Origin of the sequence: Salinicoccus cyprini (assembly GCF_007713705.1) — a bacterium.
In the GTDB taxonomy this organism is placed as follows: domain Bacteria; phylum Bacillota; class Bacilli; order Staphylococcales; family Salinicoccaceae; genus Salinicoccus; species Salinicoccus cyprini.
Window position 1 is genome coordinate 871927 of sequence record NZ_VMSJ01000001.1, and the last position, 21462, is coordinate 893388.

Consider the following 21462-nt stretch of genomic DNA (forward strand, 5'->3'; position numbering starts at 1 on the left):
TTTATATGTCTGAGAAAATTCTCATAGTGGATGATGAAGATCGCATCAGAAAACTGCTCAACATGTATCTGGTGCGGGAAGGCTACGAAATCACCGAAGCGGATAACGGGGAAGATGCTCTGGAGCTGGCACTGGAACAGGATTTCCACTGCATACTGCTCGATCTGATGATGCCGAAGATGGATGGCATCGAAGTGGCGAAGCGTCTCAGAACCCAGAAATCCACCCCGATCATCATGCTGACTGCAAAAGGTGAGGAAAACAACCGGGTGGAAGGCTTTGAAGTGGGGGCGGATGACTATATTGTCAAACCGTTCTCTCCAAGGGAAGTGGTTCTGCGGGTGAAAGCCATCCTCCGCCGTTCCTCTGAGACGGCATTCATCGAGGCAGATTCATCCACGAAAGATATCATCGTCTATGATCATCTTGTCATCGACAACGATGCCCACAGGGTCCTCGCTGAAGATGTCAAAGTGAATCTGACACCAAAAGAATACGAACTGCTGCTGTTTCTGGCGCGCAGTCCCGACAAGGTATTCGATCGTGAAGAACTGCTCAGGGAAGTCTGGCACTATGATTTCTATGGAGACCTGAGAACTGTGGATACACATGTGAAGCGCCTGCGGGAGAAGCTCAACAAAGTTTCTCCGGAAGCAAGCGAAATGATCCATACTGTGTGGGGCATCGGATACAAGTTCGAGGTCAATGAATAATGCGCGTAATCAACAGCATCGTCACAAAACTGTGGTTGACTATCATTCTGATAGTAACGACAGTTTTAATTATATTATCGGTCATTTTAAGCATGTACTTCCGCAATTACGTGCTCAATTCCACAGAGACACTGCTCGATGAGGAAATCACCCGTCTGGAAGAGATCGTGCTTGCAGAACATGATATGGAAGATATGGATTCGGTTCTGCTCCGCGAAGACAATCTGATCCTCTATACCGAGGGGCAGATGATCTCCCATCAGTCTGCCACCGATGAAGCCATCTATCAGCGGATACTGGACGGGCAAGGCACGGGTCCCACATTCATTCTGGAAGATGTATACAACCATGACTATATGGTCAAAGTGTCGAACTTGAGCAGCTACTTCGATACTGACGTCGCCCTGATCAAGTACAGGGACCTTGCAGATATCAACCAGTCGATGCGGGCTGTCACAATCATCATCATCGGCAGCGCATTCGTGCTGTTTCTGATTACGACTTCATTTGCATTCTTTCTGATCAATAGGATCACAAGGCCGCTGATCAATCTCAGAAGTGCCGCATTCTCCACAGCGAAAGGAAATTATAATACGCTCGAGGTGAAAAGCAGGGACGAGATCGGCGAGCTGACGCTCGCATTCAACAAGATGAACAATGATATCAAGCATAATATTTCAGAAATCACCCATGAACGGAATTTACGCGAACAGATATTCACCTATATGAATGAAGGTGTCCTGTACTATAACAGCGAGGCGGAGCTGATATACAGCAATCAGAAGGGGAGGGAACTCCATGATCTGATTGTCCAGCACCAGTCGGAGCGCACGCGCTTCATCGAGAACATCAGAGAGATTGCCAGAAACCGCGAGTCGGCCATCGAAAGGATGGAGATGGAGGAGCGGCATCTGCAGTTCTCCTACACACCGGTTGAAGAAGGGGATGTCGTCTATGGTGTCATCCTTCTCGTCAAGGATATTACTGAAGAGGTCGGAACGGAGAAGATGCGCTCCGAATTCATCGCCAACGTGTCCCACGAACTGAAAACACCGATGGTCATGCTGAGCGGCTATTCCGAAGCACTGCTCGATGATATCGTCACCGATCCCGCCGAAGTCAAAGAGATGATCGGCATCATCAAAGATGAATCCGACCGCATGAATACAATGGTCAATGAACTGATCACCATTGCACGCATGGACAGCCGATCGGACTTCTTCCATATAGAACAGAATGACTTCGGCCAGCTGCTCGATAAGCTGTCAAGCCGTTTCAGACACGAAATGATCGACAACGGCATACAGTTCTCCATCAGTGCCAAGGATGAAGAGATGGTTTTCGACTTCGATTACGACAAGCTGAGCCAGGTTTTCACGAATCTTCTGGACAACGCAATCCGCTATACATCGGAAGGGGATCACATCACCATCAGTGTGGACAGGACGGAGCGCTACTTCATCATCGATGTGGCGGATACCGGCACAGGTATCCGGACAGAGCACCAGAAACGCATATTCGAGCGTTTCTATAAGGTGGATGAATCAAGAACCCGCGGCCAGCACGGCACAGGCCTTGGACTCTATATCGTCAAAAGCATCATCCATCGGCATAATGGCTCGATAGAGCTCGACAGTACATTCGGCAAAGGCACCACTTTCCGGATCACACTACCAAAAAAACATATAGAGGAATGATGTGTATGAAAAGAAAAAGACTGGAAAGATTGATCATCATAAGTATACTGGCCGCATTGTCGTTCATCCTTATGCTTATCCAGTTTCCAATTCCATTTCTGCCTCCCTTCCTGACAGTCGATTTCTCCGATATACCCGCATTCATCGGCTTCATCGTCTTCGGCGGTGGGGCAGGCGCACTCATCATCATCATGAAAATCGTCCTGTATGGACTGCTGATGGCAAGTGAACCCATCGGTCCGCTGTCCAACATGCTTGCAGCATTCTCCCTGCTTCTGCCGATCTATTTCATCTACGCAAAGTACCGTACGAAACGTTCGCTGATTGCCGGGTTCATAGCAGGCATCATTGTACTCACAGCCATGATGGCGGTACTGAACTATTTTGTCCTGCTGCCGATGTACGGCATCATCGTCGACCAGTCGGATCTGATTGCGAATATTCGTGCTGTAGTGACAGCAGGCATCATCCCGTTCAATCTGATAAAAGGTACACTCGTATGTCTTGCGGCCTACATTGTCTATGTAAAGGTGATACCGAAACTTGTAAAATAAACAAAGCGTGCCATCGGGAATACAGAGTTCCTGATGGCACGCTTCATATTCATTCGTATTTCAGTGCATCTCCGTCAAACGGCTGGTCTTCGACTTTGATCGAATCTGTCGGACAGCCATCGAAGGCATCTTCCATATCTTCGAGCAATTCATCCGGAACCGCCATGGTTCCCTGATTATCATCCAGTATGACGTAGGCGATCCCGTCATCATCATAATCATATATATCAGGTGCCGCTGCACCACATGCACCACATGCGATGCAGGTATCCATATCGACAATGGTATATTTCTTTCCGCTCACTATTTTCACCTCTCAACCATTTCTTCCCCTTCATTCTACGGCTATTCAAGTTATAATTCAATTATATTCAGCTCCGGCGGCTACAATACGACCTTAGTCGTAAAGTGGAATCACTGCCTCTTTAAAATAAGAGGGAAACATACTATAATTGAAATGAAATATACAGTTTGAGGAGAATGTCCATGAAAGATGACTTCTATAAAGACATAGAACATAAACGTGCTTCGAAAGAAGAGAAGGATAAAAAAACCAGACAGCAGTCTGAAGAGCAGAAAACACCTGACAGGAACTTCAGCCGGGCTGAGCGCCACAGACCGAAAGAAAAGGACAAAGGCAGACCGAAGAGCCAGCAGAATGAACGCCTCAAGGCATGGCGCCAGAAGATTGATGAGAATGTCAATAAGGAGAAGCTTGAAAAAGGGAAGGCACTTTTTGCAGGCAAACTCTCCGCGTACAGTAGAAGAGTCAAAGATGAACTCAAAGTCTCGAAGGAAAAGCTGTCGGAAGTACGTCCAGCACGCAAGCAAGCCGAAAAGACGGATGACGATGGCGGAAGAAAAGGATTTGCACCGACATTGATTGCAGGTATCCTCATCCTGCCTGTAACCATCATTCTTGGTGTACTCATCATCAGTAATTTCTGGCCGACGGAGGATCCAGGTGCGATGGTGGCGGACAATGCTGAAGAGTCAAACGAAGAAGCATCGGAGGAAACCGTGGAAGAATCTTCAGAGGAAGTGAATGAAGACCTTCAGGACCAGAAGGCGGAGCTGGAGCGTGAGCTTGCCGAATCAAGAGACGAGACAGGTGGCAATGATCTGGCTACAGGATCGGTTGAATTCGAATACAGTGAGGAAGAGCAGTCCGAACTGGAAGCTGCAGCATCTACAGCCATAGAAGATAAGGAATCAGGAGAAGCGGCCGATTCAAGTACCAGTGTAGTGGAAGCACCTGAAGAATCAACAGAAGAAGCAGAAGTGGCCACCGAAGAAACGCCGGAAGAATCGACTGAAGAAGCACCTGAAACATCAGGTGGCACCACCCATGTCATACGGGAAGGCGAGAACGTCTATCGAATCGCAATGCGATACTATGGCAGCGGCAGCGCAGAAAACGTCAGTAAGATACTGGAGGCCAATGGTGTCGATGCGAATTCGCTATCCGTAGGACAGGAACTGGTCATCCCAGAATAGAAAGGTGTTTGACATGAAGCATATCGAGACAATCATCATAGGGGCAGGACCATGCGGCCTGTCCACAGCGATAGAACTGCAGAACAGGAATATGGACTATCTGGTTATTGAAAAGGGTAATATTGTCGAGGCAATATACAACTATCCGACCCATCAGACCTTCTTCTCCTCAAGCGAGAAGCTGTCCATCGGAGAGTTCCCATTCATTACAGAAGAGCACAAACCGAAAAGAAACCAGGCGCTCGTCTACTATCGGGAAGTCGTCAAGCATTTCAACCTCAATATCAATACCTACGAAGAAGTGACGTCCGGACGCAGGGCAGAGGACAAGTTCATTCTCGAGACTTCAAAGGGCAAGTACAGCTGCAGCCAGCTTGTAATTGCGACCGGCTATTATGGCCAGCCGAATGCGCTCAATGTTCCGGGCGAACATAAAAGCAAAGTCCATCACTATTTCAAGGAAGCCCACCCATTCTTCAATCAAAATGTACTGATCATCGGTGGAAAGAACTCCAGCGTGGATGCGGCCATTGAACTGGAGAAGGCGGGCAGCAATGTGACTGTCGTCTACCGCCAGGGTGCCTATTCCAAAAGCGTAAAGCCGTGGGTGCTGCCGCAATTCGATTCACTGGTTAAAAATGAAAGAGTGGCAATGCATTTCAGTACGGACGTCGTGGACATCAAGGATGACAGTGTGGTACTTGAAAAAGAGGGCGAAACATTCGAAATTCAAAACGATCATGTGTTTGCGATGATCGGGTATCATCCCGACTATCGTCTGCTGACGTCATTCGGTGTCGAACTGAACGAAAACAGCCATGGTGTTGCCCCGCTGCACAGCAAGGAGACGATGGAAACCAATGTGGACGGACTGTACATTGCCGGAGTCATTGCTGCAGGCAATGATGCCAATACCATCTTCATAGAAAATGGCAGATTCCATGGTGGTGCCATTGCAGAGGATATTCAAAAAAGGAAATAGCTGTATATAAAACAGCGCCTGCTGTCATTTCTGACAGCAGGCGCTGTTTGATTCTAGTGCTGGAATACTTCAACCAGTTCTTCGTCCTTTATATCATTGCACAGGGCAAGCAGCAGCTTGATGCGCGCCTTCTGTCCATTCAGGCCATTCGAGAAGATGACACCCCTCTGCTTCAGGTCATAGCCGCCACCTTCATAATCATAGTAGCTGCCTACGATGCCGTTGAATGAACGGGAGACAAGCACTGTACTGATGCCGGCCTCAAGCACACGCCCAAGCCCCTGAATCGCACTGGGTGGCAGATTACCCTGGCCAAGTCCTTCAATCACCAGGCCATCATAGTCTGCTGCCACCAATGCATCGAAAAATGTATCATCCAGATCGGCATGTGCTTTGATCAGTCCGACTTTCCTGCCGGAGTGTGCAGTATCGAACTGGTCCTGCAGACTGACCTGGTGGTGGAAGTGGATCTCATCCTTTGTCAATATGCCGATAGGTCCATGGTTCGGACTCTGGAAAGTGGCGATATTCGATGTATGTGTTTTGGTGACGTTCCTCGCCGTATGTATTTCATCATTGAAAACGACGAGTACACCTCTTGAATACGACTGGTCGTCCATGGCTGCACGCAGGCTGGAGATGTAGTTGTACATGCCATCGGAGCCGATTTCATTAAAAGACCGCATGGCACCGGTAATGACGACCGGCTGGCCGATGTTCAGTGTGAGATCAAGGAAATAGGCGGTCTCCTCAAGCGTATCCGTGCCGTGTGTGATGACAAATCCGTCATAGTCATCCACACCCGAAAGAATGATATCCCGGATGGCAATCATATCGTCCAGGGTCATATGAGGTGAAGGTTTCCTTACAGGATAGGATTCTTCAAGGTCGATATCAAGGAGATCCGTCTCCTCGAACTTGACCGGATTTTCTCCGGCTGGATTGACCAGTCCTTGTGATGAGGACATGCTGATGGTCCCTCCGGTATGTATTGCCAGTATTTTTTTGTGCATATGACTTCCTCCTAAACGAATCTATAAAACTATGATAGAATAAACTGGAACAATGAACAAGGCGGGTTTATATGAAAAAGAAAATCAATATCGCAATTGATGGTCCTGCTGCAGCAGGCAAGAGTACAATATCCAGACGGATTGCAGAAAGAATGGATTACATATACATCGACACCGGTGCAATGTACCGGGCTGTCACACTGCACGTCATCCGTCATGGCAGGCAGGTTCTGGATGACTTGGATGATCTCGACATCCGTTTCGGTACAGGGGGCACCACACTGTATCTGAACGGGGAGGACGTCTCTGAAGACATCCGTACGCTCGAAGTGACAAGTAATGTAAGCGAAGTTTCAAGTGTGCCCGAGGTGAGGCGCTATCTTGTCTCAATGCAGCAGAAGATTGCAGAGGACAAGGGTGTCGTCATGGACGGCAGGGATATCGGGACAACAGTGCTGCCTGAAGCCGAACTCAAGATCTTCATGAAGGCATCTCCTGAAATACGCGCCAGACGCAGGCTCAAGGAAGAGGAGGCGCGCGGAGTCGAAATCGACCTTGAAACGCTGACCACCCAGATCATCCGCCGGGATGATCTCGATATGAACAGGGAGATTTCACCGCTCTCGAAGGCTCATGATGCGGTGCTTCTCGATACGAGTCATATGGGCATCACGGAAGTGGAAGACAAAATCATAAAAATGGCTTCAGATCTGCTGAAGGGAGACTAGAAATGCTATACGGCACAGTAAAAGCAATTGTAAAGAAGTACTATCAGGCCAGATTCAAAATCAGGGTGATCGGTGAGGATAGGATCCCGGCAGACGGTCCTGTACTCATCTGCAGCAACCACACCTCACTCTATGACCCACCACTGATTGCTGTCAGTGTGAAGCGTGAGATGTCATTCTTCGCAAAATCGGAACTGTTCAGGATTCCTGTTCTCGGCAATCTTATCAGCCGCTTGAATGCCGTACCTGTCGAACGGGGAAAAGGCGATCGTGCAGCATTGAAGAAATCCATCGAAGTGCTTGAAGGCGGAAGCATGCTGCTCGTCTTCCCGGAAGGCAGCAGAAACAAGTCCGGCACACTCAAGGATCTTCAGCAGGGTGCAAGCTTCATGGCAGTAAAAGCTGAGGCGCAGATTGTACCTGCAGCAATCAAAGGCAGCTATGACAGGAAAAAGGGCATCACCATCGTGTTCGGCAAGCCCATCGATACAAAGTCGCTGATTGAATCTGGGAAAAATCGCAAGGATATTACGGAAAATATTAAAGATGGCATCAACAATCTTCTTATTTCCGGTTAATTACTTGACAAATCAATATATTTATAAGAAGTTAGATGTATACACTTTATAGTAATGTAATTGGAGGCAGGCATATGACGACTGAAAATACTGTGAACGAAGAAAACAATGAAGAACTGAATGAAGAAGTGAACACTTCGGAAGAAACAGGTACAAATACTTCTAGCACATTTGAAATCGGTGATACTGTAAGAGGTACGGTTTACAAGATAGAAGACAAATTTGTAAAAGCCCACATCGAAGATTCCGATTTTGAAGGTATCGTACCAATCAGCCAACTCACCAACAAAAGAATCGAACGTCCTGAAGAGGTTGTTTCCGAAGAAGACACAATCGAAGGCATTGTCATCAAAGTTGAAAATGAAGAAGATCGCAAGAATGTCATCTTCTCCATCAGAAAACTTGATGAGTCGAACGCTTATGACAGCCTGCAATCAGCCAAGGAAAATGACGAAACAATTACAGGAACAGTAATGGAAGTCGTAAAAGCTGGACTTGTTGTCGATGTTGGTGTCAGAGGATTCATCCCTGCATCACTGCTTTCGGATGCCTATATCGAAGATCTTGACCAGTTTGATGGTCAGGAACTCGAAGTCAAGGTTGAAGATATCGAACCTGAAAAGAATCGTGTTATCCTGAACCGCAAGCGGATTGTTGAAGCGGAAAAGACTGAAGAGCGCAAGAAGCAGCTCGAATCTCTTGAAGCAGGCAGCATTGTGGAAGGCGAAGTTGTACGGATCACCACTTTCGGTGCATTCATCAATCTTGGCGAAGTCGATGGTCTGGCCCACATTTCCGAGCTCGATTACAGCCGAGTTGAAAAAGTTGAAGATGCAGTCAGTATCGGTGATAAAGTACAGGTCAAAATTCTTGATGTGGATCCTGAACAGGAAAGAATCAGCCTTTCCCTGAAACAGGCTCAGGCAAGTCCTTTCGATTCATTCCTCAATGCACATTCCGAGGGGGATGTTCTGGAAGGTACAGTGAAAAGACTGGTGGACTTCGGTGCATTCGTCGAAGTGGCATCCGGTGTGGAAGGTCTGGTCCATGTTTCTGAAATCAGCCACGAACACGTAGCAACACCATCCGACGTGCTGAAGGAAGGTCAGACAGTCTCTGTCAAGATCCTGTCACTGAACGAAGACTCCGAGAAAGTTTCACTTTCCATAAAAGAGACTTCAGACAGACCAGCCAGAGAAGAACAGGCTAAAGTATACCGCGATGATACAGAGGATGATGGTCCGACTCTCGGAGATGTATTCGGAGATCGCTTCAGAGACCTGGACATCTAGAACGACTTCAAATTCAATATGTCATCAACCGATAAAGAGCGATATGTATCGCTCTTTATTTTATTTTTGTGTTAAAATGATTTTAAATATAGGAGGTAGTCCATGTATAAACCAACAATAGCCGTGGTAGGGAGACCGAACGTCGGAAAGTCTACTTTGTTCAACCGCATCATCGGTGAAAGAAAAGCAATTGTAGAAGATTCCCCAGGCGTTACGAGAGACCGTCTCTATGCTGCCGGCGACTGGCTCAACCACGAGTTCAACGTCATCGATACTGGTGGAATCGAAATCAAAGATGAACCATTCCAGGAACAGATTAAAATGCAGGCCGAAATAGCCATACTGGAAGCTGACGTCATCATCATGATCACCAACGGCCGGGAAGGCGTGACCGAGGACGATCTATTCGTCGCACGTATTCTCCAGAAATCCAAAAAACCCGTTGTGCTTGCAGTAAATAAAATAGATAACTTTGAAATGCGTAATGACATATATGAATTCTATCAGCTTGGACTTGGAGATCCATTCCCTGTTTCGGGTTCCCACGGGCTCGGACTTGGTGATGTGCTCGATGAAGCAGTCGAACATTTCAAGAATCTTGAGACGGAAGAGGAAGAGGACGACTCGGTCAGAGTTTCGCTGATCGGCCGTCCGAACGTCGGCAAATCAAGCCTTGTCAATGCAATCCTTGGTGAAGAGCGGGTAATCGTATCCGATATCGCCGGAACAACCCGGGATGCAATCGATACCGAGTATTTCTATAATGATGAACACTATACGCTTGTGGACACAGCAGGGATGCGCAAACGCGGTAAAGTATACGAAGCGACAGAGAAATACTCCGTTCTTCGGGCGACACGCGCAATTGAACGCTCCGATGTTGTTCTGGTCGTGCTGAACGGGGAAGAGGGCATCATCGAGCAGGATAAGCGTATTGCCGGTCTGGCTCATGAAGCCGGACGTGCTGTCGTCATCGTCGTCAACAAATGGGATGCAGTGGAGAAAGACGATAAGACGATGAAGAAGTTCGAAGACAAGGTGAGACAGGAATTCCAGTTCCTCGACTACGCGCCGATCACTTTCGTATCAGCATTGAAAAAAACGCGCATGACAACACTTTTTCCGCTGATCAGCCTTGTCAACGAGTCCCATAAGAAGCGTGTACAGTCCAGTACATTGAATGAAGTGCTTGTCGACAGTGTCAGCATGAATCCGACACCTACAGACAATGGACGCAGATTGAGCATCTACTACGGTACCCAGGTCAGTGTCGCGCCTCCGACGTTTGTACTATTCGTCAACGATGTGGAGCTGATGCATTTCAGCTACCGGAGGTATTTGCAGAACCAGCTGAGGAAGGCCTTCGACTTCACCGGTACTCCAATACACATTCTCAGTAGGAAAAGAAATTAGGAGGGTGCAGTCCTTATGAAAATTACAGTGATCGGCACGGGCAGTTTCGGTACCAGTCTTGCCATGGTGCTTGCTGATAATGGTCATGATGTGCGTATTTATGGCAGGAATAGGGCCGTTGTAGATGAAATCAATGAACAGCATACAAACGTCAACTATCTGAAGGAAGTTTCAATTCCTGAATCCGTGAAAGCACTATCCATCATGGAGGAAAGCATCTCCCATGCAGAACTCATCGTACTCGCCGTTCCTGTCAAAGCTATGCGGCAGGTCGCCAGGGAAGTCCATGGGCACCTTCGGGCGATGCACAAGAAGGTGCTGCTTGTCCACGTTGCCAAAGGACTGGAACTCGATACCCACCTGAGAGTATCGGAAATCATTTCGGAAGAGACGGATGACGAAACAGTAGAGGATATCTGTATACTCAGCGGTCCAAGCCACGCCGAAGAGGTTGCCAGAAGGGCGCCTACCACTGTCAGTGCAGCATCCATCGGTCCTGAAGGTGCAAAAATCATACAGGATGTCTTCATGACCCGGTACTTTCGTGTCTACCATAATGATGATATGACGGGCGTGGAGATTGGCGGTGCGCTTAAGAACATCATTGCGCTCGCCATCGGTGTACTGCACGGTCTCAATTTCGGAGACAATGCAAAGGCGGCCATCATTACGCGTGGTCTGCAGGAAATTGCACGGCTCGGCACACGCATGGGTGCAAATCCATTGACGTTTCTCGGACTGACCGGCATGGGTGATCTGATTGTCACAGCGACAAGCATGCATTCACGAAACTACCGCTGCGGCATCATGCTGGCAGAAGGCAGAAGTGTCGAGGAAGCCCAGCAGGAAATGGGCATGGTGGTTGAAGGCGTCAATACGACGCGTGCAGCCTATGAGCTTGCAAAACAGTATGACGTCGAGATGCCCATCACCAAAGTGCTCTATCAGTACCTTTTTGAGGATATCAGCGAGGAGGAGGCTTTCTACGCATTGATGATGCGTGAGAAGACCGGTGAAACGGATGATCTGAAAGAGGCACTGCAGCAACAATATAAAGAATGGACTAGAGAGTGATAAGATGTTTGATATATCAAGAATGAATTTAATGTGGATTTCGTTCTATTCACTGGGCGCAATGGCCCTTGCAGCCGTGCTCATTTATGTTGCACGGTATAAGATTCCTTCACGCCCCATAAGTATCATGGTCTCCCTGATTGCGTGGGCACTGCTGATATTCGCCTTTCTGCTGATGATACCGGTACTTGGAGGCAGCAGTCATGCGTAGTTTCAGACTCCTATTCATCACCTTGATCAGCAGTATACTTCTCGCAGGATGCCTGTACCCGGAATCCGAAAGGGTTCAGAATGCTATTCCGGACGAACTTCAGATTGAAATGGTCCAGAACGCTGTAGACCAGTATAGGGAAGCTTCTGGAGGTCTTCTGCCGATCAAGACGCAGACGGACCAGCGGGAGTACCTGGAATACCAGATTGATTTCGCCAAACTGGTACCCGATTATCTGGATGAGCGTCCTGAAAACGCCTATGAATCTGGTGGCAGCTACCAGTATGTCATCATAGACGCTGAGGAGGATCCGAAAGTCAAGCTCGCAGATCTTCGCATCACTGATGAAATCAGATCCCTTACCATCCGTCTGAATGCACTTGGAGAGAACGTACAGCTCGGGGAACCGATCGGTCCCAATGTCTATCCGCTTGACCTTGATTTCTATAAGCTTGAAGAGAATCCCACCGTGACAAGCCCCTATACAGATTCGGCGCTCAATGTATACTACAATGGAGGACAGCAGTTCATTGTGGACTACAGGGAGGACATCGGCAGAATCATTCGCGAGAATGGTCTGGAATTCGAAACTGGAGAGGACGTAAGACACGTCCTGTATGAATATACACCTATTGTTCCTATCTATTCTCCTGAAATCACAGTGAATGAAGAAAACGAGCCGATCTTCATGACAAACCGCCACAAAAGCGATTAAAACGGCGTTTTTTGGCTATAAAGCGCCTAAATCCGTTGCAGTGCTACATTCACTGTGTTAAAGTCAAAACATAATGATAATCATGTTTATCATTATAGTCATATAAGGAGGTGGATCTGATGAACAAAACAGATTTGATCAATGCTGTCAGCGATCAGGCTGACCTTACTAAAAAAGAAGCAGGTGCTGCTGTTGATGCAGTATTTGACACTATTCAAGAATCACTGAAAAATGGTGAGAAAGTACAGCTTATCGGTTTCGGTAACTTCGAAGTACGTGAGCGTTCAGCAAGAAAAGGACGTAATCCACAATCTGGAGAAGAAATTGAAATCTCAGCATCAAAAGTCCCTGCATTCAAAGCAGGCAAAGCACTTAAAGATGCAGTAAAATAATTTAATTATTTAGGCCTAACGTAATGGTTAGGTCTATTAATTTATAAGGTGATATTTGTCATGAATGCGCTCAGGAAAGAACTTGAATCCGACCTCGGTCCCAACTCATGGATCCTCGATATACATAATGACCCCTTCTTCGACTTTTTCTCGGAAGAGGCGCATATCCTAAGCAGCCCCCATGTCAACCAGGCAGTGCTGCTGTTCAACACCGCCCTCAACTTCCTGGATCGTGTACCTGAAGATGCAGACAGGGAGCTCCACGTACTTGCGGGCGACTACCTGTTCAGCAAATTCTATATGATACTCTCCAGGCATGAAGAGTATGAAGTGCTGCATGATATGATGGAGATGTCCAAATCCCTTAATTCCAGAAAGTCCGAACTGGCGACGGGTAAGGTGCCGCCTGACCCACAGGAGGTGGAATGGCTGCTCTATGGTCCGATGCTCTACCTCATATCCAACCGATATATTGATGGTCGTCTCGGTGAGGTCATAGAGGCAAGCATGAACAACCTGGATATCACTTCACTTCCATACATAAACCAAAAGCAAGGGTGAGTTGAATGGACAAAGAGACAAAAGTTCAAAACATATTTAATTCCATTTCATCAGACTATGACCTGATGAATGATGTTATCAGTCTGAATCAGCACAATATGTGGCGCAGGCGGACGATGAAGGAAATGTTCGTCAAGGACGGGCAGTCTGTACTTGATGTATGCTGCGGAACCGGGGATTGGACCATCCAGCTTTCGGACGAAGCACCAGGAGCCCGGGTCATCGGCATCGACTTCAGCGAGAAGATGCTGGAAGTGGCGGAAAAGAAGACAAGCAGCCATTCCAACATAGAACTGCTGCAGGGAAATGCGATGTCGCTGCCATTTGATGATGGTTCATTCGACTATGTAACGATCGGGTTCGGTTTAAGGAATCTTCCTGATTACAAAAGGGCGATTGATGAATTCCACCGTGTTCTGAAGCCCGGAGGCACGCTTGTAGTCCTTGAGACGTCGATTCCTGAAAACGGACTTGTCAGCCAGGGCTTCGATTTCTATTTCGGTACCATCATGCCGACGCTCGGCGGCCTTATCGCCGACCGCTCGAAAGAGTATGAATGGCTATACGAATCGACGAGTTCGTTCCTGTCCAAAGACGAACTCAAATCCATGATGGCTGAGAGTGGTTTTACAAATCTTAAAGTCATCCCGCATACTTTCGGTACCGCTGCCACCCACATCGGTTACAGACCGCTTGAACGGGTGAATCCCAGTTGAAAACAGTAAAGCAGTATCTTGCTTCGGATTTTGAAGCAGTCGGTGATATCATCAAGGAGAACCTTGATCCAAATGACATTCTCGTGAATGCCAAAAGCTATGAGCTCTTCAGATCAGGGGGGAAGAAAATCCGGCCAACTTTCACACTGCTTGTCGGCAGACTGGGTGAGACCGGCAGATATCCGGATGTACTGAAAGCAAGTGCAAGCCTGGAACTGATTCATATGGCGACACTTGTGCATGATGACATCATTGATAACAGCAGACTGCGCAGAGGCAGATCGACTGTCTACTATGAACATGGCTATCTACAGGCGATCAATACCGGCAACTATCTTCTATCCACTTCGCTCTCCATCGTCAGCACGATAGAGCATAAGGCTCTCCATGAAGCATTCTCCCAGGCCATCAGGGAGATCGTGGATGGAGAGATATTCCAGCTGGACCACCAGTTCAACTCCTCCCAGACGCTTGATGACTACTACACTAAGATATACAGAAAAACAGCACTGCTGATCGAGTTGAGCATCAAGATGGGGGCCTACGCAGCAAATGTAGAAGAACACATTCTGGATGGACTGCTCGTGTATGGCTATCATATCGGAATGAGTTTCCAGATCATCGATGACTGTCTGGATTTCATCGGCAACGAGAAGACACTCGGCAAACCCAAGTTCTCCGATCTGGAAAATGGGCATTATACGCTGCCGGTCCTCATGCTGAGGGATGAGGACCCTGATTTCAGCAGCAAGCTGCATGCATTCGATGGCAGCAGAGAGAAACTCGACGAAATGATAGCGGACCTTCTTGCATCCGATGCAATCGAACGGTCGATTGCAATTAGCAATACTTACATCGACAAGGCGAGGACGGCAATCGAGAATATAGATGAACCGATTCGCACCTATCTGATGGAAATTGCAGAAAAATTATCAAACCGTCTGAATTAAATTGAAAAATCAAAATTAATAATGTTAAAATGATATGGATTGGATTTCAACTTAAGGAGAATGCAAAAATGGAAAAAACATTTCTAATGATCAAACCGGATGGTGTACAGAGAAACCTCGTAGGTGCCATTGTCGGACGTCTCGAGAACAAAGGCTTCAGAATTGCCGGTGCCAAGCTCATGCAGGTATCTGAAGAACTGGCTAAAACACACTATCAGGAACATGAGGAGAAGCCGTTCTTTGGTGAGCTTGTGGATTTCATCACTTCAGGCCCCGTTTTCGCAATGGTACTGGAAGGGGATAACGTCATCGATACAGCGCGTCTTGCTGTAGGTGCAACCAATCCGCAACAGGCAGCTCCTGGAACGATCCGTGGAGACTATGGACTGACGGTCGGAAAGAACATCATTCATGGATCCGACTCGAAGGAAAGCGCCGAGCGTGAAATCTCGCTGTTCTTCAATGAAGATGAGATTCTCGACTATTCACTTTCCAATAGTGCATGGATCTATTAGAACTCAAATAGCAGAAGCTGGGTAAAGTACTCAGCTTTTTTTAGTATCATGAAATAATGAGGAGGACATATGATATGAGATTTTTAACAGCAGGCGAATCGCATGGACCGAAACTTTCGGCCATCGTGGAAGGTTTCCCCGCAAACCTGCCGATAGACAAGGAGAGAATGACCGCTGAACTTCTGAAGAGGCAGGGAGGCTATGGCCGCGGCCGTCGCATGCAGATCGAAAAGGATACTTTCCAGTTCGGCAGTGGTGTCAGACACGGCAAGACGCTCGGCAGTCCGATCATGCTCGAAATCACAAATGATGATTTCAAGCACTGGAGCAAGATCATGGGCAGTGAACCGCTGACTGAAGAAGAGGAAGCGTCCCTGAAAAGGGTGATCACAAAGCCGCGCCCAGGACATGCCGACCTTGTCGGAGGAATGAAATACAATGTCCGTGACCTGCGCAACGTACTGGAGCGCTCCTCTGCACGGGAGACGGCTTCACGCGTCGCTGTCGGTGCACTTTGCAAGGAGCTCCTTCATGCACTGGATATCCGCATTTTCAGCCGGGTCAATCAGATCGGCGAAGTAAAGGATGACGCTGAATACAGCATTGAAGAACGTGCGGATCGCCCCGACCAGTCTTCTGTCCGGATGGTATCGGAGGAGAAGACAAAGCAGGCGGAGGAACTGATTGATGCCACCAAGAAAAAAGGGGACTCGATCGGCGGCATCGTTGAAGTCATCGTAGAGAACCCGATTCCCGGCCTCGGCAGCCATGTGCATTATGACCGCAAGCTCGATGCCAAAATTGCCGGCAGCATCGTCAGCATCAATGCCTTCAAAGGTGTCGAATTCGGCATCGGCTTCAGAGCCGGGGAGACACCAGGCTCAAAAGTACATGATGAGATACTCTACAGTGAAGAATACGGCTACTACCGCCGTACCAACAACCTTGGTGGATTCGAGGGCGGCATGACGACAGGCATGCCGATCATCGTCAAAGCTGTCATGAAGCCGATACCGACGTTGTACAAGCCGCTGTTCAGTGTGGACATCAATACGAAGGAGCCATTCAAGGCTACAATCGAGCGCAGCGATGCATGTGCAGTTCCTGCTGCTTCGGTCGTATGTGAACATATGGTCGCTATTGAAATGGCTGCCGCCATTCTTGACAAGTTCCCTCATGATGATTTTGTGGAACTGGAATCAGCTGTTGCCCAATACAAGCAGAGACTGGCCGAGTACTAGCATGGAAATCAGAACCGGCTATGCTGATTACAACTACACCATCCATGTCGACTACGGTATACTGAAGGATTGCATTTTCCGATATACAGCCAGCTACAACTCTGTACACTTCCTTGTGGATCAGAATGTGCATGCACTGTACAAGGATGGTCTGCTATCGTTTGTTCAGAATCCCATCATACTGGAAGGTGGGGAGGCATCGAAATCTTTCGATGCCTTCAAGCATATTACAGAAACCCTGCTTGAGCGGGGCATCCAGCGTAATCATCTGGTTGTTGTAATCGGCGGCGGTGCTACAGGGGATGCGGGCGGCTTTGCTGCTGCAACAGTATTGAGAGGCGTGGATTACATCCAGGTGCCTACAACGCTCCTGGCCCATGATTCTTCGATCGGTGGTAAAACTGCAATCAACAGCACGCACGGCAAGAATCTGATTGGTGTGTTCCATCGTCCGAAGGCTGTCATCTATGACCTGACATTCCTTGAGACATTGCCGCAGCATGAACTGCTCAGCGGTTTCGGAGAAGTGTTCAAACATGCACTCCTAAAAGATGAAAAGACTGTGAAAAGACTGATGGATGCCACCAGCAATGGAGTTTCCCTCGACATGATGAAACCATTCATCATCAGCGGCATAGAAACAAAAATGCATTATGTTACCAGCGATGAGAAGGAGTCCGGCATCCGGAAATATCTTAATCTCGGACATACACTGGGGCATGCGATAGAGTACAAATATAAGATGCCGCACGGAATGGCCGTTGTACTTGGACTTTATTTCATGATGTTTGCATCGAATGAAGAGGCGGACCGCAATATATTCGACCTTGACCTGTTCAGGCAGTATTTCGAACTGCACGGCTACCCGCTCGAGCAGCTCGGGACAATCGATGAGGCCGAAATGATGACACTTATGGGCAAGGATAAGAAAAATCAGAGTACAGACGCCACCGGCTTCGTACTGATGCATGACTTTGGACAGTGCTACTTCACTGAAATTGACAGCAGTCAGCTGAAAAAATATATTTCCCAATTAAAGGAGAGCCTATGAAGCATCTACTAGACAGCAGTTTCAGCGGGACTTTGAAAGTTCCGGGAGATAAATCGATCACCCACCGTGCGCTCATGTTCGGTGCACTCGCTAAAGGAACAACGCACATCCATCTGCCACTTCACAGTGAGGATACACGCCGTACCATGGAATGCATGCGTGCGCTCGGTGCAGAAATTGAGGAGAACGCCGAGGAATGGGTGGTCACCTCTAAAGGGCACAGCAGCCTGCATGCGCCGGATGAAACACTCTATACCGGAAATTCCGGCACGACAACACGTCTGATCACCGGACTGATCGCCGGACTCGGACTACGAGCCGAAATCGAGGGGGATGCCTCCATTGCGAAGCGTCCGATGGACCGCATACAGCGGCCACTTGCCGAAATGGGTGCGGACATCGCACTGAAAGATGAAAAATATCCACCCATCACAATAAAGCCTGCAGCACTTTCACCGATCACCTATACGATGCCGATTGCCAGTGCACAGGTGAAAAGTGCCATACTGCTTGCCTCACTTTTCACTGATGGCGATACGGTCATCCACGAACCTTCTCCATCAAGGAACCATACCGAAATCATGCTCAGGCAGTTCGGGGCAGATATTGCATCTGAAAACGGCACAATCACGCTCGCAGGCGGCAATGAACTGAACGCTTCTGATGTCACTGTACCGGGGGACATTTCTTCAGCAGCCTTCCCGATCGTACTCGCTGTTCTGAAACCCGGCTCCAGCATCACGATAGATAATGTCTCCTTGAATGAAACACGCTCCGGCATCCTGGATGTGCTGGAGATGATGGGCGCAGATGTGACAGTCGAACAGACATCACAGGAGGGTGAGGCACTCGGCAGAATCCATGCAGCCTATACACCTGAACTGAAAGGATTCGAAATATCCGGCGACATCATTCCGCGCCTGATTGATGAGATACCGATTCTTGCGCTGCTCGCCGCCTACAGCAATGAAGCCTGTACCGTAAGAGGGGCTCACGAACTGCGGTTCAAGGAAACAGACCGGATCCGTGCGGTCATCGATGAACTGTCCAGGTTCGGCATCCGGTTTACTGAGTACGATGATGGTTTCACTGTCCACCCGGGTCAGGTCGATGTGATGGAAAATACACCAGTAAAAGGGTATAATGACCATCGAATCATCATGATGCTGATCGTTTTCTCCATAATAAGCAATACACCACTGGAAATAGATGATATATCAGCCATTGATATATCCTACCCTGGATTTATGGAGGATCTTGAAGCACTAAGGAAGGATGCCTAACCATGCAGGATCAGATCTATGAAATTATTGATCAGTTGAGAAAAGGGGAATACCCTGAAAATAAATTGAATAAGGTCGTTTCGAATATCGGCCAGCTTGTGGATGAAATGGACCTTGAAGCCCTCTTCATCCTCGGTGATACACTGGTTGCTTCCGGTCTTCATAAGGAAGCCGAAAACATATTTGTGCACCTCAACAGCCAGACGGACCATGACGATGAAGTCCTATCATATCTGGTCGATATACTGATTACGGACGGACGCCTTGACGAGGCGCTCAGCCACGTCAATGAAGCCGAGAACACACCGGCTGTACTGCTGCTGAAGGCGGAGATCTTCCAGCAGCTCAACATGAGCGACGTCGCAATCAGGTCGCTGCTCGACGCCAAAGCACTGAGCGATGATCCCATCCTGGACTTTGCGCTTGCAGAGATCTACTACCAGGAAGGGGAGTTCCCCGATGCCATCCGCCACTACGAGTCCCTTATTGCCGCGGGGTACGAAGAGGTCAACGGCATAGAACTTAATCTGCGCTTGGCTGAACTGCACATGAACCAGCTCGATCTTGAAAATGCCGGCAGATATTTCGAGATGGCCGATGAGAAGTTCTTCACCAATGACGACTACTACAGGAAAGCACTGCTCGAGTACCAGATGCAGTCCTATGAAGCGGCCAAGAATCTTCTCAATCAGGTCATTGAGAATGAACCGTACTACGTCAATGCCTATATCCTGCTTATGAACGTACATGAAACGGAGCATGACCTCGTGCCCGCAATAGAGCTGATCGAAAGCTATATCAGACAGGATGATACGGAGCCGTTGTTCTTCTTCCATCTTGGCAGGCTCCATTTCAGAAATGGGGCGACGGATAAGGCGATTGATAATTTCGCCAGAGCGATCGCCATCGATCAGGATTACGATGATGCCTACCTCATGCTGTTTGAAACACTGCTCAAGTCGGACAGGACAGAAGAGGTGTCGCAGTTTACAGAAAAGCTTGATACACATGCGCTATCCGGGGAGAGCCTCTATCTTCTGGCCAAGATCGAACAGGAGAATGAAAATGACGAAGCAGCACTCGGCCTCTATCAGGATGCTTCAAAACTGATCGGCGAGTCCATCGAGTTCTACACCGACTACTACGCGTATCTCAACGAGATCCGTCACCCTGATCGAAAGGACATACTGAAAAAACTCATCATCCTGGAACCTGACAATATAGATTGGCAGTATGAAAAGGAGCGTTATGATGAAGAGCATGATGAAATATAGAAAAGATTTCATCGATTATGTCCTGTACAATTATGAATTTGGCGACCGTACGGCGGTATGGATCTTGAATTTCATCAAATCCCATCCAGTCATTTCCAGCAATACTGTTTTCATAGATGATGGTAATGTGGATCGCAAGCTGCGTATTTCCGACAATGGGAGCAGCAGCCCCACACTGCTGTTTGAAAAAGGGAATACCGTCACTGTGGACGGTGAAGTCATCTTCCATGAATTGAACATGAACCAGGAGCAGCCACTGCTCCTCATTTTCAATCTTCATCAGGAAGATCGGAGATATGATAAGCTGAAGTCTCTGGAAACCGATATGGACAGTTCTCTCGAGAAGATCGGACATGAATCCGTCATCTCGCAGATCGACGAAGCGCTGGATTCGAAAGACCATGCCAGGTTCATCCGGCTGACGGACTATCTTAATCGGACAAACAAGTAGAAGAGGTGATGGAATGCTTTACAATCACCAGGACCTGAAGGTTCTGAAAGATGAAATCGAATTTGTGGATACAGCACTTATTCCTTTTGCAAGTGCTGACATGAACGGCAGTGCACGAGATAATGCCAGCGATATGGAAATGATCCAGATGGTGACCATCCAGCTTGAAAAGCAGTTCAAAGGGCGTCTTTTCATCACACCGGCCATGATGACCGTCGAAGGCATGACTGAAGTTCTCGAAACCTATATTGAACAGCTCGAAGCATATGGTTTCAAAAAAGTCATCATTCTGACACATCTCGACAAGTCCTTTGATTCGGCCCATTCGATTGTTGTAAACCGCATCCCGCTTGAGGATATGGATGCAGAGATGAAGATGAGCCTGATCAATGATGAAGTGAAAAATGTGATGAAACAGGTCATCACCATATGGAATCATAGGAATTAAGTATAATTACACGATTATGGTTCACCGGTCTGTCAAAACTTGAGATAGCTTATTGACCGGTTTCAGCTAATAGGCTAAAATTGAACTGTCCTAGTTATATTAATAAATGTAAA

General features: G+C 47.9%; 25 protein-coding genes. 23 read left to right on the top strand and 2 right to left on the bottom strand.

The window, feature by feature from the left end; translation table 11 throughout:
- Positions 1 to 5 precede the first annotated feature (5 nt).
- From FO441_RS04345 to FO441_RS04355, 3 genes are read left to right on the top strand one after another with little or no spacing between them, the layout of a single operon-like run.
- Positions 6 to 713 (top strand): response regulator transcription factor, encoded by a 708-nt coding sequence (locus FO441_RS04345; RefSeq protein WP_145286275.1) that lies wholly within the window; start codon positions 6 to 8, stop codon positions 711 to 713.
- A complete protein-coding gene (locus FO441_RS04350; RefSeq protein ID WP_145286278.1) occupies positions 713 to 2410 on the top strand; it encodes a sensor histidine kinase in 1698 nt (565 codons plus the stop codon). The genes FO441_RS04345 and FO441_RS04350 overlap by 1 nt, the downstream gene beginning before the upstream one ends.
- A gap of 5 nt (positions 2411 to 2415) precedes the next feature.
- Positions 2416 to 2964, top strand: a complete 549-nt coding sequence (locus tag FO441_RS04355) for an ECF transporter S component (RefSeq protein ID WP_145286281.1) — start codon at positions 2416 to 2418, stop codon at positions 2962 to 2964.
- Between the two features lie 49 nt (positions 2965 to 3013).
- On the opposite strand, the gene FO441_RS04360 is transcribed toward FO441_RS04355, so the two are convergent.
- Positions 3014 to 3238: a 4Fe-4S domain-containing protein gene (locus FO441_RS04360; RefSeq protein WP_145287363.1), complete on the bottom strand. Its 225-nt coding sequence runs from the start codon at positions 3236 to 3238 to the stop codon at positions 3014 to 3016.
- 212 nt (positions 3239 to 3450) lie between these two features.
- Between FO441_RS04360 and FO441_RS04365 the strand changes: the two genes are divergently transcribed.
- On the top strand, positions 3451 to 4461 hold the full coding sequence (locus tag FO441_RS04365) for a LysM peptidoglycan-binding domain-containing protein (protein ID WP_186365462.1): 1011 nt from the start codon (positions 3451 to 3453) through the stop codon (positions 4459 to 4461).
- A 13-nt stretch (positions 4462 to 4474) separates the two neighbouring features.
- Positions 4475 to 5443, top strand: a complete 969-nt coding sequence (locus tag FO441_RS04370; protein ID WP_145286286.1) for a YpdA family putative bacillithiol disulfide reductase — start codon at positions 4475 to 4477, stop codon at positions 5441 to 5443.
- Positions 5444 to 5496: 53 nt separating this feature from the next.
- Here the strand turns inward: FO441_RS04370 and FO441_RS04375 are convergent, their stop codons facing one another.
- A complete protein-coding gene (locus FO441_RS04375) occupies positions 5497 to 6456 on the bottom strand; it encodes an asparaginase (protein WP_145286289.1) in 960 nt (319 codons plus the stop codon).
- Positions 6457 to 6527: 71 nt separating this feature from the next.
- On the opposite strand from FO441_RS04375, the gene cmk reads away from it, so the two are divergent.
- The 18 genes from cmk (at position 6528) to FO441_RS04465 (ending at position 21349) form a co-directional block, all read left to right on the top strand.
- Positions 6528 to 7184 (top strand): (d)CMP kinase, encoded by a 657-nt coding sequence (gene cmk / locus FO441_RS04380; RefSeq protein ID WP_145286292.1) that lies wholly within the window; start codon positions 6528 to 6530, stop codon positions 7182 to 7184.
- A gap of 2 nt (positions 7185 to 7186) precedes the next feature.
- Positions 7187 to 7762, top strand: coding sequence for a lysophospholipid acyltransferase family protein (locus FO441_RS04385; protein ID WP_145286318.1), 576 nt, complete (start codon positions 7187 to 7189; stop codon positions 7760 to 7762).
- A gap of 74 nt (positions 7763 to 7836) precedes the next feature.
- The gene (rpsA, locus tag FO441_RS04390; RefSeq protein WP_145286321.1) at positions 7837 to 9054 is read left to right on the top strand and encodes a 30S ribosomal protein S1; all 1218 of its coding nucleotides are present in this window, start codon (positions 7837 to 7839) and stop codon (positions 9052 to 9054) included.
- Between the two features lie 102 nt (positions 9055 to 9156).
- On the top strand, positions 9157 to 10467 hold the full coding sequence (gene der, locus FO441_RS04395; RefSeq protein WP_145286324.1) for a ribosome biogenesis GTPase Der: 1311 nt from the start codon (positions 9157 to 9159) through the stop codon (positions 10465 to 10467).
- A 15-nt stretch (positions 10468 to 10482) separates the two neighbouring features.
- Positions 10483 to 11541 carry an NAD(P)H-dependent glycerol-3-phosphate dehydrogenase gene (locus FO441_RS04400; protein ID WP_145286327.1) on the top strand — a complete coding sequence of 353 codons (1059 nt, stop codon included), beginning with the start codon at positions 10483 to 10485 and terminating at the stop codon, positions 11539 to 11541.
- A gap of 4 nt (positions 11542 to 11545) precedes the next feature.
- Entirely contained in the window at positions 11546 to 11752 is a 207-nt protein-coding gene (locus FO441_RS04405; RefSeq protein WP_145286330.1) for a DUF2768 domain-containing protein, read from the top strand.
- The gene (locus tag FO441_RS04410; RefSeq protein WP_145286333.1) at positions 11745 to 12467 is read left to right on the top strand and encodes a hypothetical protein; all 723 of its coding nucleotides are present in this window, start codon (positions 11745 to 11747) and stop codon (positions 12465 to 12467) included. The genes FO441_RS04405 and FO441_RS04410 overlap by 8 nt, the downstream gene beginning before the upstream one ends.
- A gap of 119 nt (positions 12468 to 12586) precedes the next feature.
- On the top strand, positions 12587 to 12859 hold the full coding sequence (locus tag FO441_RS04415) for an HU family DNA-binding protein (protein ID WP_145286336.1): 273 nt from the start codon (positions 12587 to 12589) through the stop codon (positions 12857 to 12859).
- Positions 12860 to 12919: 60 nt separating this feature from the next.
- Positions 12920 to 13420, top strand: a complete 501-nt coding sequence (locus FO441_RS04420; protein ID WP_145286338.1) for a hypothetical protein — start codon at positions 12920 to 12922, stop codon at positions 13418 to 13420.
- A 5-nt stretch (positions 13421 to 13425) separates the two neighbouring features.
- On the top strand, positions 13426 to 14136 hold the full coding sequence (locus tag FO441_RS04425; protein ID WP_145286341.1) for a demethylmenaquinone methyltransferase: 711 nt from the start codon (positions 13426 to 13428) through the stop codon (positions 14134 to 14136).
- Positions 14133 to 15086 (top strand): polyprenyl synthetase family protein, encoded by a 954-nt coding sequence (locus FO441_RS04430; RefSeq protein ID WP_145286344.1) that lies wholly within the window; start codon positions 14133 to 14135, stop codon positions 15084 to 15086. Before FO441_RS04425 ends, FO441_RS04430 begins: the two co-directional genes overlap by 4 nt.
- Positions 15087 to 15154: 68 nt before the next feature.
- Complete coding sequence (gene ndk, locus FO441_RS04435; protein ID WP_145286347.1) at positions 15155 to 15601, top strand: nucleoside-diphosphate kinase; 447 nt, start codon at positions 15155 to 15157, stop codon at positions 15599 to 15601.
- Between the two features lie 74 nt (positions 15602 to 15675).
- The gene (gene aroC / locus FO441_RS04440; protein WP_145286349.1) at positions 15676 to 16842 is read left to right on the top strand and encodes a chorismate synthase; all 1167 of its coding nucleotides are present in this window, start codon (positions 15676 to 15678) and stop codon (positions 16840 to 16842) included.
- Position 16843: 1 nt separating this feature from the next.
- Complete coding sequence (gene aroB, locus FO441_RS04445) at positions 16844 to 17893, top strand: 3-dehydroquinate synthase (RefSeq protein WP_145286352.1); 1050 nt, start codon at positions 16844 to 16846, stop codon at positions 17891 to 17893.
- The gene (gene aroA, locus FO441_RS04450) at positions 17890 to 19176 is read left to right on the top strand and encodes a 3-phosphoshikimate 1-carboxyvinyltransferase (protein WP_145286354.1); all 1287 of its coding nucleotides are present in this window, start codon (positions 17890 to 17892) and stop codon (positions 19174 to 19176) included. Before aroB ends, aroA begins: the two co-directional genes overlap by 4 nt.
- Positions 19177 to 19178: 2 nt before the next feature.
- Complete coding sequence (locus FO441_RS04455) at positions 19179 to 20450, top strand: tetratricopeptide repeat protein (RefSeq protein ID WP_145286357.1); 1272 nt, start codon at positions 19179 to 19181, stop codon at positions 20448 to 20450.
- The gene (locus FO441_RS04460; protein WP_237604777.1) at positions 20428 to 20901 is read left to right on the top strand and encodes a YpiB family protein; all 474 of its coding nucleotides are present in this window, start codon (positions 20428 to 20430) and stop codon (positions 20899 to 20901) included. Before FO441_RS04455 ends, FO441_RS04460 begins: the two co-directional genes overlap by 23 nt.
- A 13-nt stretch (positions 20902 to 20914) precedes the next feature.
- Positions 20915 to 21349, top strand: coding sequence for a DUF2487 family protein (locus FO441_RS04465; RefSeq protein WP_145286358.1), 435 nt, complete (start codon positions 20915 to 20917; stop codon positions 21347 to 21349).
- Positions 21350 to 21462 lie beyond the last annotated feature (113 nt).

Bases quoted from the DNA above. Each gene is read 5' to 3' on its own strand.
- FO441_RS04465 (WP_145286358.1), top strand. From the start codon at position 20,915: ATGCTTTACAATCACCAGGACCTGAAGGTTCTGAAAGATGAAATCGAA.
- aroA (WP_145286354.1), top strand. From the start codon at position 17,890: ATGAAGCATCTACTAGACAGCAGTTTCAGCGGGACTTTGAAAGTTCCG.
- FO441_RS04455 (WP_145286357.1), top strand. From the start codon at position 19,179: ATGCAGGATCAGATCTATGAAATTATTGATCAGTTGAGAAAAGGGGAA.
- FO441_RS04370 (WP_145286286.1), top strand. From the start codon at position 4,475: ATGAAGCATATCGAGACAATCATCATAGGGGCAGGACCATGCGGCCTG.
- FO441_RS04420 (WP_145286338.1), top strand. From the start codon at position 12,920: ATGAATGCGCTCAGGAAAGAACTTGAATCCGACCTCGGTCCCAACTCA.
- FO441_RS04375 (WP_145286289.1), bottom strand. From the start codon at position 6,456: ATGCACAAAAAAATACTGGCAATACATACCGGAGGGACCATCAGCATG.
- FO441_RS04360 (WP_145287363.1), bottom strand. From the start codon at position 3,238: ATGGATACCTGCATCGCATGTGGTGCATGTGGTGCAGCGGCACCTGAT.
- aroC (WP_145286349.1), top strand. From the start codon at position 15,676: ATGAGATTTTTAACAGCAGGCGAATCGCATGGACCGAAACTTTCGGCC.
- FO441_RS04355 (WP_145286281.1), top strand. From the start codon at position 2,416: ATGAAAAGAAAAAGACTGGAAAGATTGATCATCATAAGTATACTGGCC.
- FO441_RS04385 (WP_145286318.1), top strand. From the start codon at position 7,187: ATGCTATACGGCACAGTAAAAGCAATTGTAAAGAAGTACTATCAGGCC.
- FO441_RS04400 (WP_145286327.1), top strand. From the start codon at position 10,483: ATGAAAATTACAGTGATCGGCACGGGCAGTTTCGGTACCAGTCTTGCC.
- FO441_RS04405 (WP_145286330.1), top strand. From the start codon at position 11,546: ATGTTTGATATATCAAGAATGAATTTAATGTGGATTTCGTTCTATTCA.
- der (WP_145286324.1), top strand. From the start codon at position 9,157: ATGTATAAACCAACAATAGCCGTGGTAGGGAGACCGAACGTCGGAAAG.
- FO441_RS04460 (WP_237604777.1), top strand. From the start codon at position 20,428: ATGAAGAGCATGATGAAATATAGAAAAGATTTCATCGATTATGTCCTG.
- FO441_RS04415 (WP_145286336.1), top strand. From the start codon at position 12,587: ATGAACAAAACAGATTTGATCAATGCTGTCAGCGATCAGGCTGACCTT.
- aroB (WP_145286352.1), top strand. From the start codon at position 16,844: ATGGAAATCAGAACCGGCTATGCTGATTACAACTACACCATCCATGTC.
- FO441_RS04365 (WP_186365462.1), top strand. From the start codon at position 3,451: ATGAAAGATGACTTCTATAAAGACATAGAACATAAACGTGCTTCGAAA.
- FO441_RS04345 (WP_145286275.1), top strand. From the start codon at position 6: ATGTCTGAGAAAATTCTCATAGTGGATGATGAAGATCGCATCAGAAAA.
- FO441_RS04410 (WP_145286333.1), top strand. From the start codon at position 11,745: ATGCGTAGTTTCAGACTCCTATTCATCACCTTGATCAGCAGTATACTT.
- rpsA (WP_145286321.1), top strand. From the start codon at position 7,837: ATGACGACTGAAAATACTGTGAACGAAGAAAACAATGAAGAACTGAAT.
- cmk (WP_145286292.1), top strand. From the start codon at position 6,528: ATGAAAAAGAAAATCAATATCGCAATTGATGGTCCTGCTGCAGCAGGC.
- FO441_RS04350 (WP_145286278.1), top strand. From the start codon at position 713: ATGCGCGTAATCAACAGCATCGTCACAAAACTGTGGTTGACTATCATT.
- ndk (WP_145286347.1), top strand. From the start codon at position 15,155: ATGGAAAAAACATTTCTAATGATCAAACCGGATGGTGTACAGAGAAAC.
- FO441_RS04425 (WP_145286341.1), top strand. From the start codon at position 13,426: ATGGACAAAGAGACAAAAGTTCAAAACATATTTAATTCCATTTCATCA.